The 17,635-nt window shown below is 62.7% G+C and carries 15 protein-coding genes and 1 pseudogene; 6 read left to right on the top strand and 10 right to left on the bottom strand.

All coding sequences use genetic code 11. The features are described 5' to 3' along the window. Positions 1 to 87: 87 nt before the first annotated feature. Positions 88 to 885: a M48 family metallopeptidase gene (locus ASG87_RS06530; RefSeq protein ID WP_056002617.1), complete on the bottom strand. Its 798-nt coding sequence runs from the start codon at positions 883 to 885 to the stop codon at positions 88 to 90. A gap of 121 nt (positions 886 to 1,006) precedes the next feature. Here ASG87_RS06530 and ASG87_RS06525 point away from each other — a divergent pair, with 121 nt between their 5' ends. The 4 genes from ASG87_RS06525 (at position 1,007) to ASG87_RS19260 (ending at position 7,478) form a co-directional block, all read left to right on the top strand. Beyond that, entirely contained in the window at positions 1,007 to 1,609 is a 603-nt protein-coding gene (locus ASG87_RS06525; protein ID WP_056002614.1) for a TetR/AcrR family transcriptional regulator, read from the top strand. Between the two features lie 14 nt (positions 1,610 to 1,623). Next, positions 1,624 to 2,553, top strand: coding sequence for an alpha/beta hydrolase (locus tag ASG87_RS06520; protein ID WP_056002611.1), 930 nt, complete (start codon positions 1,624 to 1,626; stop codon positions 2,551 to 2,553). A 351-nt stretch (positions 2,554 to 2,904) separates the two neighbouring features. Continuing rightward, a complete protein-coding gene (locus ASG87_RS06515; RefSeq protein WP_056002608.1) occupies positions 2,905 to 6,495 on the top strand; it encodes a methylmalonyl-CoA mutase family protein in 3,591 nt (1,196 codons plus the stop codon). Next, the gene (locus ASG87_RS19260) at positions 6,492 to 7,478 is read left to right on the top strand and encodes a site-specific DNA-methyltransferase (protein ID WP_200949019.1); all 987 of its coding nucleotides are present in this window, start codon (positions 6,492 to 6,494) and stop codon (positions 7,476 to 7,478) included. Before ASG87_RS06515 ends, ASG87_RS19260 begins: the two co-directional genes overlap by 4 nt. A 24-nt stretch (positions 7,479 to 7,502) precedes the next feature. On the opposite strand, the gene ASG87_RS19910 is transcribed toward ASG87_RS19260, so the two are convergent. Then, a complete protein-coding gene (locus ASG87_RS19910; RefSeq protein ID WP_157510924.1) occupies positions 7,503 to 8,492 on the bottom strand; it encodes a MamI family restriction endonuclease in 990 nt (329 codons plus the stop codon). Positions 8,493 to 8,825: 333 nt separating this feature from the next. Between ASG87_RS19910 and ASG87_RS19905 the strand changes: the two genes are divergently transcribed. Next, on the top strand, positions 8,826 to 9,119 hold the full coding sequence (locus ASG87_RS19905; protein WP_157510923.1) for a hypothetical protein: 294 nt from the start codon (positions 8,826 to 8,828) through the stop codon (positions 9,117 to 9,119). Positions 9,120 to 9,580: 461 nt separating this feature from the next. On the opposite strand, the gene ASG87_RS06510 is transcribed toward ASG87_RS19905, so the two are convergent. Beyond that, positions 9,581 to 10,597 (bottom strand): alpha/beta hydrolase, encoded by a 1,017-nt coding sequence (locus tag ASG87_RS06510; protein WP_235499583.1) that lies wholly within the window; start codon positions 10,595 to 10,597, stop codon positions 9,581 to 9,583. 481 nt (positions 10,598 to 11,078) lie between these two features. After that, positions 11,079 to 11,435, bottom strand: a complete 357-nt coding sequence (locus tag ASG87_RS06505; RefSeq protein ID WP_157510922.1) for a hypothetical protein — start codon at positions 11,433 to 11,435, stop codon at positions 11,079 to 11,081. A 308-nt stretch (positions 11,436 to 11,743) separates the two neighbouring features. Here ASG87_RS06505 and ASG87_RS19245 point away from each other — a divergent pair. Then, positions 11,744 to 12,023 (top strand): annotated as a pseudogene (locus ASG87_RS19245) (HigA family addiction module antitoxin). Between the two features lie 108 nt (positions 12,024 to 12,131). Here the strand turns inward: ASG87_RS19245 and ASG87_RS06500 are convergent. The 6 genes from ASG87_RS06500 to ASG87_RS06475 all read right to left on the bottom strand — a co-directional run bounded on the left by ASG87_RS06500 (position 12,132) and on the right by ASG87_RS06475 (position 17,625). Continuing rightward, positions 12,132 to 12,869, bottom strand: a complete 738-nt coding sequence (locus ASG87_RS06500) for an alpha/beta hydrolase (RefSeq protein ID WP_056002600.1) — start codon at positions 12,867 to 12,869, stop codon at positions 12,132 to 12,134. A 351-nt stretch (positions 12,870 to 13,220) separates the two neighbouring features. Further along, positions 13,221 to 13,805, bottom strand: a complete 585-nt coding sequence (locus tag ASG87_RS06495) for an urea carboxylase-associated family protein (RefSeq protein WP_157510920.1) — start codon at positions 13,803 to 13,805, stop codon at positions 13,221 to 13,223. A gap of 46 nt (positions 13,806 to 13,851) precedes the next feature. Beyond that, positions 13,852 to 14,082, bottom strand: coding sequence for an Rdx family protein (locus ASG87_RS06490; RefSeq protein ID WP_056002594.1), 231 nt, complete (start codon positions 14,080 to 14,082; stop codon positions 13,852 to 13,854). Next, a complete protein-coding gene (locus ASG87_RS06485; protein WP_082582792.1) occupies positions 14,079 to 14,978 on the bottom strand; it encodes a haloalkane dehalogenase in 900 nt (299 codons plus the stop codon). The genes ASG87_RS06490 and ASG87_RS06485 overlap by 4 nt, the downstream gene beginning before the upstream one ends. 10 nt (positions 14,979 to 14,988) lie before the next feature. Further along, on the bottom strand, positions 14,989 to 15,570 hold the full coding sequence (locus ASG87_RS06480; RefSeq protein WP_056002591.1) for a TetR/AcrR family transcriptional regulator: 582 nt from the start codon (positions 15,568 to 15,570) through the stop codon (positions 14,989 to 14,991). Between the two features lie 384 nt (positions 15,571 to 15,954). After that, a complete protein-coding gene (locus ASG87_RS06475; protein ID WP_056002588.1) occupies positions 15,955 to 17,625 on the bottom strand; it encodes a sulfatase-like hydrolase/transferase in 1,671 nt (556 codons plus the stop codon). Positions 17,626 to 17,635 lie beyond the last annotated feature (10 nt).

Below are 17,635 nucleotides of genomic sequence, written 5' to 3'. Positions count from 1 at the left end.
GAACTGCGAGCGCAGGCTCCACACCAGCCTGCAATTCATCCACTTGGCGTTCCTTGCCCTCCTACTTAAAAGATTTTGAACAGGCTCTTACATGCGGCAGTTGGGCGCGTGGCCGCTGGCGCGCGCCTGCTCATACACCGGCATCAACTGCTGCGCCTGCTGGCCCAGCCGCTGCGAGCGCTTGCCCGGCGCCGGATGGGTGGACAGGAAGGCCGGCGGCTTGCTGCCGCCCTGCGATTCCATCTTGTTCCACAGCGTGACCGCCGCGCGCGGGTCGAAGCCGGCCTGCGCCATGTAGCGCTGGCCCAGCGTGTCGGCTTCGCTTTCCTGCGTGCGCGAGAACGGCAGCAGGATGCCGACCTCGGCGCCCAGGCCCAGTGCGGCGGCGGCATAGCCGGCATTGGTGCCGCGGGTGCCGGCGTAGATCGTGCCCGCGGCCACGGCGGCCTGCGCGGCCATGTTGTCCGACACGCGCTCGGCGCCGTGCCGCGACACCACGTGCGACAGCTCGTGGCCGAGCACCACCGCCAACTGGTCCTGGTCGCTGGCGATCTTGAACATGCCCTTGTTCACGCCGATGCGCCCGCCGGGCAGGGCGAAGGCATTGGCGGTGTCGTCGTCGACGATCTGCACTTCCCACTGCTGCGTGTTCCAAGGCGGCGGCAGCACCGCGATCAGCGCCCTGGACACGCAGGTGGCATAGGCGCGCTCGCGCGGGGCATCGACGAACTTGCCCTGCTTGCGCATGTCGTTGAACGCGGTCAGCCCCATCTGGCTCATCTGGCTGTCCGACACCATGATCAACTGCGAGCGGCCGGTGGGCGAGGTGGCACAGGCACCGAGCAGCAGGGCGGCGAGCGGTGCGAGCAGGTGTCGGCGTTTCATGCGGGTCCTCCATGGGGTGCGCGTGGCGGCGGCCGTGGCGTGAAGCATAACCGCGCGAAATGGCGGGGGCATCGCGTCGGCTCGTTGAAAAGAACGAACGGTCGTGCTATTTGTGTCGCCCATGAACGCGACGAACACCCCAAGCAAGCGTACCGCCACCCGCGAAGCCATCCTCGATCACGCCTATGCGCTGGCCTGCGGCGGCGGCCTGGAAAGCCTGTCGATCGGCACCCTGGCGGCCGACGTGGGCATGTCCAAGAGCGGCGTGTTCGCCCATTTCGGCTCGCGCGAGGAGCTGCAACTGGCCGTGTTCGACACGGGCCGCCGCCGCTTCATCGACAAGGTGCTGCTGCCGGCGCTGAAGCGGCCGCGCGGCCTGCCGCGCCTGCGCGCGATCGTTGCCCACTGGTTCGAGTGGTGCCACGAACACCAGAGCGGCTGCGTGCTGCTCTCGGCCACCAGCGAGTACGACGGCCGCGACGGCGCGCTGCACGACGGCGTGGTGCGGCAGCAGGCCGGCTGGCGCGGCGAGCTGGAGAAGGCGATCGGCCAGGCGGTGGAGGCCGGTCACCTGCGCGCCGATACGGAAGCCGGCCAGCTCGCCTTCGAGATCTATGCCCTGATGCTCGGCCTGCACCACGACGCCGGGCTGTTCGGGTTCGACGAGGCCGCCCGGCGCGCCGCGGCGGCCTTCGAGCGCCTCTGGCGCAGTTGGCAACCCTAGAGGAATTCCCCCGCATGTCCTCTCCATCCCCCGCCGCAAGCCGTCCGGGCTTCGCTACCCGCCTCAAGCTCGGCACCGTGCGCGCCGGTTTCGCGCTCGGTGGCCGCATCGCTCCCCGGCGCACCGCGGACCGCGCCGCACGCCTGTTCGCCACCCCGTTCGCCAGCAGTCGCAGCCGCGCGCAGGCAGCGCAGGGCGACGCGGCGATGCAGCGCGGCCACCTGGCGGTGCACGGCGAGACCATCGCCACCTACGTCTGGGGCGACCCGGCGACACAACCCTATGCGCTGCTCGCGCACGGCTGGTCCAGCTTCGGCCTGCGCTTCCTGCCGTGGGTGGCGAAGCTGCGCGCGCTGGGCTACGCGGTGGTCTGCTTCGACCAGCCGGGACACGGCCGCAGCAGCGGCAAGCTGTGCACCCTGCCGGAATTCACCGCGACGCTGCGGGCCGTCGGCCAGCATTACGGGCCGGCCGCGCTGGCGGTCGGCCACTCGCTCGGCGGCGCCGCGGTGGCGCTCGCGCAGGACGAGCACTGGCATGCCGACAAGCTGATCCTGGTGGCGCCCGCGGCCGACATGGCCGCGGCGGCCGGCCGCTTCTTCCGCCTGGTGCGGCTGGGCGAGCACCTGCGCGAGCCGTTCTATGCGTGGCTGGTGCGCCGCACCGGCGTCGGCGTGGACGAGCTGCAGGTGCATCGCCACGTCCCCAGGCTCGGCCAGCCCGGCCTGGTGGTGCACGACCTCGACGACGAGGACGTACCGTGGGGCGAGGGCGAACGCTACGCGCAGTACTGGCCGGGCGCGCGGCTGCTCACCACGCAGGGGCTCGGCCACCGCCGCGTGCTCGATGCGCCCGAGGTGATCGACGCCGCGCTCGCCTTTTTGCGCGGCGAGGAGGTGGGCAGCCGGGTGGTCGGCAGCGAGAACCTTGGGTTGTGCATGTAGTCGGTTGCTTCACTTTGCGAAAATTCCGACAGCCGCCGTCACCCCGGCGAACCCCGAAAAGGGGGCGAGAGCCGGGGTCCGGCGCCTTTATGGTTCTTGCCTGAAAGCAAAGGCCAAGGATTACCGGCTTTGCAGGAGCGACAAGCAACCCATCGTTTTTTCGAGCCCCCGCATACACGGGGATCGCGGGGAACCGATCCCGCGGAGCATCCAGGGATGAGGCCGTTCCCGCGGCCTGTAGGCTGCCGGCGTTGCCTCGCCGCCATACGTCCAAGTACGCGGCAGCGCACCGCACGCCGATGGTCGATCCACTAGAATCGTGGGGTTCAAGCCCACGATGTCGGAGTCGCCATGAGTTCCCCCGCCAAGCACGTCCCCGTCGGCGCCGCACAGGCCGAAGCCGTTCCGCTGCGCTTCGTCACCGCGGCCAGCCTGTTCGATGGCCACGACGCGGCGATCAACATCATGCGGCGCATCATCCAGTCGCAGGGCGCGGAGGTGATCCACCTGGGCCACAACCGCTCGGTGGAGGACGTGGTGCGCGCCGCGCTGCAGGAGGATGCCGACGCCATCGCACTCAGCTCCTACCAGGGCGGCCACGTCGAGTACTTCAAGTACATGGTGGACATGCTGAAGGAGCGCGGTGCCGGCCACGTCCGCGTGTTCGGCGGCGGCGGCGGCACCATTACGCCGGAAGAGATCAAGGAGCTGCAGGCCTACGGCGTGGAGCGCATCTACCATCCGAACGACGGCATGAAGCTCGGCCTCACCGAGATGATCGAGGACGTGATGCACCGCGCCGGCGACGCCGCCGCGCAACGCGCCGCGTCCGAAGACGCCCGCGTGCCGAAGGTGGACATCGACGACGAGATCTCCATCGGCCACATGCTCTCGGCGATCGAGGAGGGCAAGCTGTCCGAGTCCGAGCTGGAGCACCAGCGCAAGCAGTGGAAGCTCGCCGGCAAGCACACCCCGGTACTCGGCCTCACCGGCACCGGCGGCGCCGGCAAGTCCAGCGTGGTGGACGAACTGCTGCTGCGCTTCCTGCACGCCTTCCCCGGGATGCGCATCGCCGTGCTCGCCGTCGATCCCACCCGCCGCCGCTCCGGCGGCGCGCTGCTGGGCGACCGCATCCGCATGAACTCGCTGCGCAGCAAGCGCGTGTACATGCGCTCGATGGCTACGCGCCGCCAGCACGCGGCCACCAGCGTGGTACTGCACGACTGCATCGACTTCCTCAAGGCGCAGCCCTACGACCTGGTCATCGTCGAGACCGCCGGCATCGGCCAGAGCGATTCGGAGATCGTCGACCTGGTCGATTTCCCGGTCTACGTGATGACCTCCGACTACGGCGCGGCCAGCCAGTTGGAGAAGATCGACATGCTCGACTTCGCCGAGCTGGTCGTGCTCAACAAGTTCGACAAGCGCGGCGCCGAGGATGCCCTGCGCGACGTGCGCAAGCAGTGGAAGCGCAACCGCACCGCCTTCGCCATGAAGGACGAGGACGTGCCGGTGTATCCCACCATCGCCAGCCAGTTCAACGACCCGGGCGTGACCTGGATGTTCGCCAACCTGTGCCGCCTGCTGCGCGAAAAGGTGAGCGCGAGGCACGGCCAGGCCATCGGCAGCCCGAGCTGCGACTTCGCCCCCGAGGTCGACACCTCGCTCAAGGAACCGCGCGCCACCGTGCTGATCCCCGGCAGCCGCGTGCGCTACCTCGCCGAGATCGCCGAGCAGGGTCGCGGCATCAACGCCTCCATCGCGCACCAGGCCGAAGCCGCCAGCAAGGCCCAGCACTACTACGAGTCGCTGAAGGAACTGGACGATGACAAACTGCCGAAGCCGCTGGAGCTGTACGTCGCCGAGGACCTGCAAAACGCCGTCATCCCGGCGAAGGCCGGGATCCAGTCAAATGACTCGCGCGAAGCGCACGACTCAAATGCCAAGGCACTGGATGCCGGCCTGCGCCGGCATGACGAGCATGCGGTCGACCGCACCCTGCTGCTCCTCCGCCAGCGCTACAACGCCGCGCTGAAGGAACTCAGCCACGAGTCCATCCATCTGCTGCGCGACTGGCCGGCGCTGCGCGAGTCGGTGACCAAGGACGTCAACGAGTACCAGGTGCGCGGCAAGACCATCCGCGTGGAGAACTACCGCGAATCCCTGAGCCACCAGAAGATCGCCAAGGTCGCGCCGCCCAGGACCGAAAGCTGGGGCGATCAGCTCCTGTTCCTCGGCAAGGAAAACCTCCCCGGCCACTACCCCTACACCGGCGGCGTCTACCCGTACCGCCGCACCGGCGAGGACCCCACCCGCATGTTCGCGGGCGAAGGCACGCCCGAGCGCACCAACCGCCGCTTCCACTACCTCAGCCAGGGCGGCGCCGCCACGCGCCTGTCCACCGCGTTCGACTCGGTCACCCTGTACGGCGAAGACCCGGCGCCGCGCCCCGACATCTACGGCAAGATCGGCAACTCCGGCGTCAACGTCGCCACCCTGGATGACATGAAGAAGCTGTACTCCGGCTTCGACCTCAGCGCGCCCACCAGCTCGGTCTCCATGACCATCAACGGCCCGGCGCCGATCATCCTCGCGATGTTCATGAACACCGCGATCGACCAGAACGTGGAAAAGCACCTCAAGGAAGACCCTGCACGCTGGGCTGCCGCCGAAAAGCAGATCGCCACGCTGTACGAAGGGCGCGAGCGCCCGCGCTACGCCGGCGAATTGCCCAAGGGCAACGACGGCCTGGGGCTCGGCCTGCTGGGCGTCACCGGCGACCAACTGGTCGACGCCGAGACCTACGCCAGGATCAAGGCCGACACCCTCGCCGCCGTACGCGGCACCGTGCAGGCCGACATCCTCAAGGAAGACCAGGCGCAGAACACCTGCATCTTCAGCACCGAATTCGCCCTGCGCATGATGGGCGACATCCAGCAGTACTTCGTTGACCACAAGGTGCGCAACTTCTATTCGGTATCCATCTCCGGCTACCACATCGCCGAAGCCGGCGCGAACCCGATCAGCCAGCTCGCCTTCACGCTCAGCAACGGCTTCACCATCGTGGAGTACTACCTCGCGCGCGGCATGAACATCGACGACTTCGCGCCCAACCTGTCGTTCTTCTTCTCCAACGGCATGGACCCGGAATACACCGTGATCGGCCGCGTCGCCCGCCGCATCTGGGCCCGCGCCATGCGCGAGCGCTACGGCGCCAGCAGCCGCAGCCAGATGATGAAGTACCACATCCAGACCAGCGGCCGCTCCCTGCACGCGCAGGAAATCCAGTTCAACGACATCCGCACCACCTTGCAGGCGCTGTACGCCCTGTTCGACAACTGCAACAGCCTGCACACCAACGCCTACGACGAAGCCATCACCACGCCCACCGAAGAAAGCGTGCGCCGCGCCGTGGCGATCCAGATGATCATCAATAAGGAACTCGGCCTCAACTTCAACGAGAACCCCTGGCAGGGCAGCTACATCGTCGAAGAACTCACCGACCTGGTGGAAGAGGCCGTATACAAGGAATTCGAAGCCATCAGCGAACGCGGCGGCGTGCTCGGCGCCATGGACACGATGTACCAGCGCGGCAAGATCCAGGAAGAGAGCCTGTACTATGAGCACAAGAAGCACGACGGCTCGCTGCCCCTGATCGGCGTCAACACCTTCCTGCCCAAGGACCACGGCGGCGAGATCGCCACCGAGATCGAGCTGATCCGCTCGACGCCCGAGGAGAAGGGGGCGCAGATCGCCAACGTGAAGACGTATGGGAGTGCGCGGAACTCATTGGTGCCGGAGAGCTTGCGGACGTTGCAGAACACGGCGAGGGAGCGGAGGAATGTGTTCGAGCAGTTGATGGAGGCGGTTAAGTACAACTCGTTGGGGCAGATTAGCCATACGTTGTATGAGGTGGGTGGGGAATATAGGAGAAATATGTGAGTCTTATTGGGGAAAAACGTAAACGGACGCGAGCCTACTCCCCTCGCCCGAATGCCAGGAAGAGTAGTTCTGAGGAACTAATTACCATCGAGCAAGCGATTGAGTCGGACAAAGTAATAGTCGGGGATTGCCTGCACTTACTTAAAAAGGTGCCGAGTCGAACTGTTGACCTCGTAATACTCGATCCCCCGTACTGGAAAGTTGTGGGAGAGAGTTGGGACTACAAGTGGCGCACCGAAGAAGACTACAGACAATGGTGTCGCCTCTGGTTTGAAGAAGTTGCGAGGGTTTGTAAGCAGTCTGCTTCGGTGTATCTTTTTGGCTATGTGAGAAACTTGGCTTATTTGATTCGGGATGTATGTGATTTCGGGTTTGAGTTTCGGCAGGAGATCATAGTTGACAAGGGTATTAAGTCCATTGCTGGACGCAAGACGAGTACATACAAGCAATTTCCTAACACAACAGAGACTATTTTCTTTTTCGTATACGATGCGAAGCCAGCGATTAGGTCTCTATTACTCGCGCGCCAGCAAGAGCTCGGCTTAAGCTCAAAGGAAATAAATCAACGTCTCGGTGTTAAAACCAATGGCGGAGGCGTTTGGTCGCTTTACACCGGCAACAATATTCTTGCCCAAGTGCCGACGTTGGAGATGTGGCAAAAGCTCGAGAACGTGCTCGATTTCGAAGCTCCTGATGAACTGAAAGGTTTCGTTTTCAATCAACAAATGGGGTTGACCAACGTTTGGTCAGATGTCGATTTCTATTCCGAAAACAGAATTCATCGAACACAAAAGCCAAAAAAGCTCATTGAGCGCTTGATCTTAGCGAGCACGAAAGAGGGGCATGTCGTGCTCGACCCCTTTTGCGGATCCGGCACCACTGTCATTGCAGCTAATAATCTGGGGCGTTCAGCGCTCGCTTTCGAACTTGATCCGGAGATTGCCGCGAAGGCCAATGAGCGAATTATTGCGGAGAAGCTTTAGGCGACAATGTTCTAGCGCTTGGGTCTACGGAAGGTGTCTCGCCGACCACCGGTACATCTCTTCCGAGAATTTTGGCCCGTAAATGATTTTTGCTAGTGTGTCCGCCAACTTGGCATCGTCCCAACCATGTTTGATGCGAGCCTCTTGCAACTTCTCCAAGGCCCCTTCTCTTCTCTTTCTCCTGTTATGTTCAGGATAAATTTTTGTCCGAGGGAGACCTACTTTCTTCAAAAGCTCTTCAATCGCTTCGTCTGACAAGGTATCTGAGTTGGCGTATTCTTTAAGCGGCGCAATTGCATGTAGCTGAGCTTTATCGCGACCAGGGAATAGCTTAGTCTCCACCGAGTCATTGGGCTTTATCACGGACCAATATATTAATTCGGGCTTCATTAAGGAGAACTTCAGACTGCCAGGCCAAAGGTTAAATGGCGCGGCCGACTTGGAGTTGGATCGGATATTAAAATAATAGTCGACCATGCACAGGCGGAAGCCTAAGTTGCGTGGATCTACCGTAAAGATTTGAACATTGATATCAGTAGCGGCTGCAAGGTCGGCGAACTCAAATAGAACCAAATAATACAGTCTAGGGAGAAAAAGCTCCTTGAGTTCGCTCTCGGACTTTGGCGACAGAAGCCATTTTGAATCATCCTTCCTAACTATGTCCCTTGACCCACACGTCTCGGACGGACACAGGGTTTCTATGCTTGCGACTCGCGTACCACAGTGTTTACAAACACCCAATTGGTCTACCCGATAACAACACTTGATCTCACCCACACCTCCGCCGGGGAGCTTCAGATCGTCGCCGCGAGCCCCGGATCTCCCGCCGGGAAAGCCCGTGACAACACTGACCAGATGTTGACCAACGTATCCCATTCTCGCTTGAGGGGTCTGATGAGTGACCGCCGCCCAGCGTTGAAGATTCCTTCTCAGTGAGACGTAGAGGTCTACAAGCAAGGAGGCAGCAAACTCTGCCGTGCCGACGCCGACCGTGTCGCGTTGAGGGCCTCTCACAGCCCCTCCAACAACTCAGATAGAGTCGTTTCTAGAGCGGTGGCGAACTTGGAAAGCGCTACGACGGAGATGCTTTTTTCAGCCCGTTCGAGCATTCCCACATACGTCCTGTGAGAATGAGCCCTAAAAGCCAGCTCTTCCTGGGTCAGTCCAAGCGCTTCTCGCCTGAACTTGACCCGCCTTCCAATCTCGGATAGTAAGTCTGCATCTTTCCTCATCTTTCCAGAATGGCGAAACTTCCGTGGGGTTTCGACATACTAGAGTTGGCGCGGAGCGGGTCGTTTTTTGATGTTGCAATGTTTTTGTGCTGGGAGTGACGAGGAGAACTATGAAATGTCGGATAAAGTACAGATTGCTTTCCGAGTAGAGGGTGGTTTACTAGAAAAGGTGAGGGCTACTTTGCCTGTGGGTGAAAGCGTGAGCAAATTCGTGATTTCAAGTATGGAAGGGTTTGTTTCCGGAAAAAAGGCCTTTATTCCGGAAAAGTTCGGCGCCTTATCTGCGGTGAAGGATAAACGCGTAAGTATCAAGATCGAGAGGGCGCTTCACGATAAGGTTGCCGTTAAAGCGCACCAGTTTGGTGGTGTGAGTGGCTTAGTTCGTGCCATATTCAGGTCCGTAAGCTGACTAGGCCGATAAAGGGACGTGCGTAGCATCAAGTTTGAACGAGTACGCAAAAGAGGACGGAGGGAATTAAGCGCAGGCGAGCAAAACAATTAAAGGGGGCGTGGCTAATTAAATAGGTTCCTGGCTGCTTGCCAGCGGTGGCCGCCCACGCGGGCGGCACGCGGCAGGGCGTCCGAGGGTGGTTTCCACCATGCGCTGGAAGCGCTCGTCACCAAGCGCGCGTTCCTGGCTGGCATACGCACGCGGGTGCCGCAGGTCATCGGGCGCGATGCCTGCGTCGAGTCATTGTTGGTAGGCGTGGGCGCGTTCATTGGGGTCGCTACCCATCGCTAGTAGAGCGGGTGCGGTGTGATGAGCGGGTCGCGGGCGCGGGCTGCGGTAGCGCCGAGGCCCGGGGCGGTGTAGGTGTGCGGTGCCCGGGTTTGTCAGGAAGTGAACCTGATCCCGTCAGGTGGGCAGCCTTACTTCGGCGCGCGCTGCGTCATCCCCAGCGCTTGCCTGACCGCCTTGACCACCGCACCCGGCTGATCGATCTGAATGTCATGCGAGGTATCCGGAACGTGTACCAGCGTGCCGTGGGAGGAAGTGGCGACGATCTGCGCCTGCGTGTGAGCCCGGGCTTCTTCCAACCCCTTGCGGTCACGTGGCAGCGCATCGGCATAGGTGTTGGCGGCGGACAGCACGATCAGGGGTGTCGAGCCGTGCGTCTCCTGCTTTGACACGGGCTGCTTGAACACCTCGACATTGGTTTGGAGTACCGACAGCACGGTGTGCCAGTACGCAGGTTTCGACATCAGGGCCAGGTTTACCGCGTTGAGCTTAGCGCTGGCGAGCGGATCGGGCCCGCCGCGACACTGGCTCAGTTCCGGATTGGTAGACGTCAGTTCGTGTTTTTCGGCGGCAGCCTCGCACCGGCGAAGAAACGCGAACCGCTGTACCGAGAAGGTGTCCTCGTCCTTCTGCCAAGCGGGGGCAAACCGGCCGATGTCCTGCGCGGGCGGATCGAGCAGGACCATCGCGCCCACGTTTGCCGGATAGCGGCTCGCGTACTGCCGAACGATATTGCTGCCCAGCGAATGCCCCACCATCACCAGTGGGGTCGCAAGGCCGGCGCGCTGGATCAGCGCGTGCAGATCCGACACGTCGGCGTCGAGACCTCGCGGCATCGGCCCTTCGCTGCCGAAGCCGAAGCCGGCCCGGTCGTACGCGCAGACGCGCGCGTAAGCGGCCAGGAGCGGCTGCATCTTGAACCAGGTGGAGGAATCGGCGACTGCGCCAGCCTCCAGCACGACGGTCTGCGGTCCGCCGCCCGAACAGCGCAGGTTGAGATGGCGGCCATCGCCGAGGTCGATCAGTTTTGCCGCATGCGCATAGCTGTTTGGCATGCGCTGCGACGCGGTGGCGTGGCTGGCTTCGGTGGCCCGGGCCTGGCCGAACATCATGACCAGCAAAAGGGCGCTACCCGCTTTCAGGTGCATCTTGTTCAAGGCATGTCTCCCGTCGATGGCCCGGACAGGAGTGCCCGGGCAGGCTCCTTCATCGACTTGAGGCGGTACAGGAAGTTCAGGGGGCTTGTGGGCGGTCACGTTGCCGTAATCGGGAAGCTCCATGAAAAAGCGCGCCGGATCGCTCCGGCGCGCTTTCGGTCCAACTGACTGGATCAGCCCAGGCGGATCAGAATCCTGCTGGCCTTTCACCGCCCACTGCCACCTTCGCCTCCAGTGCCCGCCCGACGCGCCCCAGCGTGCCTTCCTCGAACAACCGGGCGGTCAAGGTGACATCGTAGGCGGAATATGGGGAATATGGGGAATATGGGACGGAGGGAATTAAACGTCCTCCGGTTGGATGTTGAATTGCCGTGGCCGACTGACCAAGCCCGACCACGTCGATCAAAACCCAAAATTGGAGTCAGAGTGCATTTTTTGGGAGGGTGCTCTGACCCCGGTTTCTGTTTGGCACTCAGTACGGCACGTCGTTTGAATGGATCGGGGTGGGAATGGGCAACTGGCTGAGCCCTTCGGCTTGCTCGCTGAGGAAGTACAGGGCGGCGAAGAGGCCTTCGGTGGTTGGCGCATCCAGCGGGCAGCAGCCGGGGTCGATGGTGTCGCTTTGGCTGTTGGTGTGGAGGTCGCGGAAGGCTTCGCTGTTGGTGAGGACGCGGGCGAGGGCGCGGATGGCGGTGGTGAGGCCGACGAGGGTGGCGGCGTCGTGCTGCTCGGGGGCGGCGTCGGCGAGGGTCCAGTAGGGGCGTGAGAGCGGGTTGGTGGGGATGCGCGTGTCGTGGTGCGCGGGTGACGTATGATTGGGGGTAGCCATGATCAACTCTCCAGAAGTTGGTTGTGGTTAGCGGGTCGCATGGGTTCCAGCCCATGCGGCCCGCGTTGCTTTTGGCCTTGCGGATTTTCCTTCGGTCGTGGTTTCGCCGGGCGGCGGCTATTGCGCTGTGGCGGTTTTCATCGTAGTGCGGAAGGAAAATAAAATCTGTCAGGTGGCTGGGATTAATTTGTAGGGAATGGACTTTATTTTGTAGTCCGTGTTTTTGATTAATTTGCGCAACGCTATGGGCGTTTTTGGAAACGCATGAGGACGCTTCGAATAACGGCGCGTCTGCTAGCGAATCGGTCATGAAGAACCTGCCCAACAAACGTCATGGCGGAGTGCGGCTTGTGGAGTTCCTGACACCCATGGGTATCGGCCAAAACGCGCTGGCGTGCGCTACCGGCATTCCGCCGCACCGCATCAACGAGATCGCTCGGCAAGCGCGGCGTCACGGTGGATACCGCCGTATGCCTAGCCGCTGCCTTGGGAACCAGTGAGCGCTTCTGGCTAGGACTTCAGGCGGACTGCGACCTGGAAGAGGTGTATCGCCTGTTTGGCAAGACACTTGAGCAGATCGCGGCGTAGCCTCGCCTAACCATGAAGACTCAACCGGCTGGCAATAAGCCAGCCGGGAGTCATTTGCTCAAACGCCTAAACATCTGTCGGAGCGCGGATTCAATCTCCGGCGTCCGGTCACGGCCCAAGCTGACGCAGGAAATCCTCGAAGCTTTTCAGGTTGGCCGCGTAGCCTTTGGGGTCGCGCGACTGGACCAGGGTGGAAGCGCCGTGTACGCCGGCCCGCGGCTGGTAGTGCACGATGTTGCTGCCGTGCGCCTTGCTCAGCACCTCGGCCACCCTGTCCGCTTCGTCCGGGCCGGTGGTGATGTAGAACGGGATCGTCACCTTGGCGGCGGCGTCCTTGATCAGGTTCTTGTCGCCGAAGTATTCGCCGGGGGAGAAGCTGGCGATGGCGGTGAGTCCCTGCGGGTGCTTGGCGGCCAGCCGTATGACCAGGGATGACGAGTACGAGCTGCCCACGGCAACGATCCTGCCGTAGTGCCTTGCGCGCGCCCATGCGAGTGCGGCATCGAGATCGGGCGCCGCGTCCAGGTAGTCCGCCGACTTGCCCAGCGCCTGGACGGTCTCGTTGTGCCCGCCGAACAGGTCGCCACCGGAGCGCTGGTCGATCGCCAGCGTGTCGTAGCCGAGCTTGTTGAACCCGGCAATCAGCGGGTCGTATTCGTGGCGGCTGGCGTCGGCCTGGTGAAACAGCAGCAACACCTTGTCGTTGTGCGGTGCGGTCTCGGTCAGCGTGCCGTGGACCGCGACGGCGTCGCTGGTGTGGAGAACCACCGGCTCGCCGGCGAACGCCAGTGCGGGCAGCAGCAGTGCGAGGAAAGAGCCGAGAGCCTTGAGTCCGCGGATACGCATGGGAGCACTCCGACACGGGGATGGGAGCGCCGAGCATACCGGACATGGCCATCCACGGCAGGTGGTTTGCCGGAACTTGAAACCGGGGCCAAAAGGGAGGGGAAAAGCGGGGTCAGGCCCACTTACGAATCCGTGATAAGTGAACCTGATCGCGTCGTTTTGCCATAGGTCGAAACCGGGGCGCCGGGAAAAGGCGACGGGGACGATTTTCGTTTGAATCCCGTCAACCCCGGCCGCTCCCGATGGCATCGCGTCTTCTTGCGTACGGTAGGGGCTTGGTGCGACGCAGGCATGCGGTTGGCTCGTGGAGTAGTGAGCCGGATCTCGCTGACGGATTCCCCCGGACGCCTGTCAGAGCACCTCGAAGGCAAGCGGCCCGGTGGTCCCGCCGCCGTTGCAGGTGGAGGCAGGGCAGGCCGACAGTGCGATGACGAGGTCCATCTCGGCGCGCAGGATCATCGAATCGCCGGCGCGGGATCGGGGCGGTGCGAACGTCAGGCGGCCGTCCGCCGCGATTTCCACGTTCATGAAGAAGTTGAAGGCGGTCGGCAACGGTTCCGGCTCGATTCCCTGCTGGCGCAACGCGGCGCAGAGGTTGTCGTGGCAGTTCGCGTGGTATCCCGTTGCGCCGTACTGCATGCGATACATCTCGATGCTGCAGGACGCGTAGAGAAAATCGTGCCGTCCTACCTCGTCGACGACGATGGTCAGCATCGGCTCGCTGCGGTCGGACCACAGGACGTCGCCGGTCGAGAGATAGACCTTTCCGTTGTAGTCAAACGTGCGGCCGTTCGAGAGGCGTTGGGCACCATCGTCGGTAAAGGCGAGCAGGTCGCCGCTCTGCCCGCCGTTGGGGTCGATGAGCCGGATCTGCTCTCCGCGCCGAAGGCGCAGCCCGGCACCCTGGCCGGCTGGGATCATTGTGGGATGGGCCATCTTCGTCTCCGTCGCTGTTGTGTCCGGTCGGCGCTGCCGCGTGGGCTCAGCCGTTCGCCTTGTAGCCGGCAACGGCCGCGACGATTTCTTCCGGGGAAGGGAAGTGCCCCTTGGCGCGCGCGATGATCTCCTTGCCGTCCGCGTAGACGCGGAACACGCCTCCCTTTCCGGGAACCAGTTCGGCATCCATGCCAAGGTGTTCTTTCAGGGCGGCCGCGGCCGCGTCGGCGCGCTTCCTGTAGCCGCAGGGTGCGCAGTATTCGATCTTGACGTTCATGGCGACATCGGCTCCCTGCGCTTTGCTTCCGCGCGCTGGATCAGCTTCACCACGCCTTCGGCGATCGCCTGCGGGTGATCCTCCTGCAGGTAGTGGGCTCCATCTCCCAGTTCCACGAGGTCGCAGTTCTTCAGCGTCCCGACGAAGCTTCGCGCAAATGCAGGGGAAACCAGCGCGCCAGGATTGCCGACGAAGAGGGTTTTCGGATACGTGGATTCCTTGAGCGCCGCATGCGCCTCGGTGAGCGCGTCATGCACCTCCCGCGGGCTTCCGGCGATAGGGAGCTCGTTCGGAAACCGCAGGGTCGGAATCCTCGATGCCTCGTCCGGGAACGGAGCGCGATAGACCGCCATTTCCTCGTCGCTGAGCTTTCGATGGATCGAGCCGGGCAGGAGTTTTTCGACGAAGACATTCTCGTGCAGCACCAGGTGCTCGCCGATGCCGGGTGTGCGGAACTTCATGAAGATGTCCCGGGCCTGTTGCACCTGGTGGAATTCGTCCCAGGACTTCATGGGACGGATGAATTCCATGAAACCCATGCCGCGGACGAACGAAGGCCGGCGCGCCGCCAGTTCGAACGCCAGCGCCGTGCCCCAGTCCTGCGCGACGACATACGCCTCGTCGATCCCGAGTTCCACGAGGAAGCGATCCAGGTAGGCGGCGTGGTCGGCGAACCTGTACGGGATGGCCGGCTTGCCCGATTGGCCGAACCCGATCAGGTCCGGCGCGATGCAGTAGGCCACCTCCGATACGGCAGGCATGATGTTGCGCCAGATGTACGAAGAAGTTGGGTTGCCATGGAGGAACAGGGCGGTCGGTTTGCGCCGGTCTCCCATCGACCGGTAGGCCATGTCCGAACCGTAGACGCTTGCCTTGGGAAGCTCGATGTCAGCCATGTGCGACTCCTTAAGGGGAGACGGTTGCGAAGAAAATCTTCCTGAAGCGGTTCAACGGCGCGATCGAGCGCTCGATCTTCATTCGGAGGATCGCCCCCTCCCAGGAGGCGAGGAAGTATTCGGCGATGTCCTGGGCCTTGAAGTCCGAGCTGAATTCGCCCAGCGACTGGCCTTCCGCGATGCACTCGGCGAACGGCTTGAGCCATTGCCTGAACACGGCCCGCAGGCGGTTGCGGATCAGCTCGCTGGTCTGGGTCATCTCGATGCCCAGGTCGCCGATGAGGCAGCCGCGCTCGAATCCATCAGCCCGCAGACGCTCGACGATCAGGTCGAGATACCGCTCCATGCGTGCCCGCGGATTCAGGCTGCGGTCCTGAAGGGCGGCCTCGACGAGGGTCTGGACATGGTCGAAGTACTGGTCCAGCACCTCCTTTCCGAACTGCTCCTTGGACGGGAAGTGGTTGGTGAACGAACCATGGGGAACGCCAGCCGTCGCAACCACGTCGCGGACGGCGGCGCCGTTGAATCCGTGCTTGAACATGACCCGGAGGCCGGCGTCCAGCAGTGCCTGTTTGTTCGAGTGTCTCGCCATGCCTGAAAGAATATGTACGTACGTACTTATTGTCAAGCGGGCAACAACGTGTTGCCTTCGCTTGCGGAATGCTCTTGGTCTGCTGCGCTACAGGCAAGCGCCTGCGGCATGTGCCGAAGAGCGGGAGGCGGAGACACTTGCCGAAGTGGGGTGGCGCCGGCGCGGCTGTCGCGTTTCTTACATTGTTCCCGATACGAAGCGCGCTTGCTCAAGCACCGTCATTCCCGCGAAAGCGGGAATCCAGTGTCTTTCATGCACCTGACAACTTGCTTTGAGGCACTGGATTCCTGTTTTCGCAGGAATGACGGAAGTGGAGGTTCGCCGCTTGGGCTGGGCACCACTTGTTGAGTCAGGCGCCGCTCGTTCCTGGCGCCGTCGTTTCCATCAATTGCCCGGTTGACCGGTCGGCAGCAGGCGCTTCTTGATCCGCTGCTCCAGCATCACCGATTGCAGTGCCTTGATGACGTCGTCGTGCGCGCGCTTCTGGCCGCAGGTGCCGGCGAGGTTGACGGTTTCCAGGGGATCTTCGCTCAGGTTGTACAGCTCGAACTCGGCGGGGCCGCCTTCGGGTTGCATATCGATGGCCTGGTCCGGGTTGCTTGCGCCGCCCCAGAACCGGGGGTTGCTGTAATAGCGCGAATACTTCCAGAGTTGCTTTTCGCCGTTCTCGCCGGGCAGATGGGTGATGACGGTTTCCACGTGGCAGGGTTCGGCGATCGGGGTGTACGGATTGCCGCGCGGGTTGACGTCGGTCAGGCCTTCGCTGACCTCGTCGTCGGTCATGAAATACAGCGCCTTGTCGCTCCCGCCGTTGGCGCCGCCGCTGCGGACCAGTTCGGACAAGTCCGCGCCGACCAGCGGATGCACTTCGGAATGGCTGGGCTTGAGCTTGGCGGCGGCGTCCTTCTGGTCGATGCCGGCGAGGCCCATCAGGGTGGGGATGAGGTCGACGTGGCTGCTCAGGGCCTCGCTGTGCTTCTGCCCGCTGAACAGTCTCGGGTTGGAGACGATGAGTGGCACGTGCACGGTTTCCTCGTACGCGTTGTACCACTTCTGGTGCATGCCGCCGTGCGCCCCCAGCATGTCGCCGTGGTCGGAGGTGTAGACCACGATGGTGTTGTCGAAGAAGCGGCTGCCGCGGAGCTTCTGGTAGACCTTCTGGATTTCTTGGTCGACCACGTACTGCAGGTAGTAATACATCTGGAAGTACTGCGGTATGGTCGGGTTGCGGAAGAACATCTCGCCGTACTTTTCGGCGTAGTCCTTTTGCGCCCTGGGCTTGCTGGACAAGTCCTCGCAGCGCGTCGGTGGCATCGGCAACTTCAGGTTCTTGATGAAATCAGGAAAGTCGTAGCTGTAGCCGAACGACAGCCAGGGCGTACCGAAGAACACGATGTCGTGGGGATTGGTGAACGAGGCCACGGTCAGCCAGGGCTGGTCGCTGTCGCCCTTCTCCAGCGCGTCCAGCAGTTGGATGACCTGGTTGGCGAAGCCGGGATCGCGGTTGATGCCCATGTCGGCCTGGGCCGAGCCGTGCGGATCGGGGCCGATCCAGCCGTCGAAGCCGAAGTCGTGCAGCTTGTTGGCGGCCTTGTACAGTTCCACCGCGCGGGGTATCGGCGTGCCGTCGTTCGTAGTGCTCTGCATGATGTTGACGCTGCCGGGCAGGTTGATGTCCGGGTGCGACAGGTGCCATTTGCCGCGGTAGAAAGTGCGGTAGCCACCGGCGCGGAAATAGTCGCCCATCGTCGGTACGGTGTTGGGGTCCAGGTAGAACATGTCCGGGTCGTACCACTGCTTGGCCATGCCCGATGTCTGGGTAACGCCGTGCAGGGAGGGGTACTGGCCGGTGTAGATGCTGGTCCGGCTGGGGCTGCAGGCGGTGCTGGCCACGTAGTGCCGGTGCATCTCCAGGCTGTTCTCGCGCAGCGCGGCAAGGCCGTGCAGATGCTGCTGGCGGAATTGCCGGATGGTCGGGTCTTCGTACGTTGGCGGATAACGCTCCTCGTCAGTGGTGATGACCAGAAAGTTCCATCGATCGTGGCTGGCTGACATGGCGGGAATT

The organism is Frateuria sp. Soil773, from assembly GCF_001428405.1.
GTDB lineage: Bacteria > Pseudomonadota > Gammaproteobacteria > Xanthomonadales > Rhodanobacteraceae > LMSL01.
This window is presented reverse-complemented; position numbering and strand designations above follow the sequence as displayed.

Excerpts from the sequence above, each read along its gene's own strand:
- ASG87_RS06530 (WP_056002617.1), bottom strand. The coding sequence starts at position 885 with ATGAAACGCCGACACCTGCTCGCACCGCTCGCCGCCCTGCTGCTCGGT.
- ASG87_RS06525 (WP_056002614.1), top strand. The coding sequence starts at position 1,007 with ATGAACGCGACGAACACCCCAAGCAAGCGTACCGCCACCCGCGAAGCC.
- ASG87_RS06520 (WP_056002611.1), top strand. The coding sequence starts at position 1,624 with ATGTCCTCTCCATCCCCCGCCGCAAGCCGTCCGGGCTTCGCTACCCGC.
- ASG87_RS06515 (WP_056002608.1), top strand. The coding sequence starts at position 2,905 with ATGAGTTCCCCCGCCAAGCACGTCCCCGTCGGCGCCGCACAGGCCGAA.
- ASG87_RS19905 (WP_157510923.1), top strand. The coding sequence starts at position 8,826 with ATGTCGGATAAAGTACAGATTGCTTTCCGAGTAGAGGGTGGTTTACTA.
- ASG87_RS06510 (WP_235499583.1), bottom strand. The coding sequence starts at position 10,597 with ATGCACCTGAAAGCGGGTAGCGCCCTTTTGCTGGTCATGATGTTCGGC.
- ASG87_RS06505 (WP_157510922.1), bottom strand. The coding sequence starts at position 11,435 with ATGGCTACCCCCAATCATACGTCACCCGCGCACCACGACACGCGCATC.
- ASG87_RS06500 (WP_056002600.1), bottom strand. The coding sequence starts at position 12,869 with ATGCGTATCCGCGGACTCAAGGCTCTCGGCTCTTTCCTCGCACTGCTG.
- ASG87_RS06495 (WP_157510920.1), bottom strand. The coding sequence starts at position 13,805 with ATGGCCCATCCCACAATGATCCCAGCCGGCCAGGGTGCCGGGCTGCGC.
- ASG87_RS06490 (WP_056002594.1), bottom strand. The coding sequence starts at position 14,082 with ATGAACGTCAAGATCGAATACTGCGCACCCTGCGGCTACAGGAAGCGC.
- ASG87_RS06485 (WP_082582792.1), bottom strand. The coding sequence starts at position 14,978 with ATGGCTGACATCGAGCTTCCCAAGGCAAGCGTCTACGGTTCGGACATG.
- ASG87_RS06480 (WP_056002591.1), bottom strand. The coding sequence starts at position 15,570 with ATGGCGAGACACTCGAACAAACAGGCACTGCTGGACGCCGGCCTCCGG.
- ASG87_RS06475 (WP_056002588.1), bottom strand. The coding sequence starts at position 17,625 with ATGTCAGCCAGCCACGATCGATGGAACTTTCTGGTCATCACCACTGAC.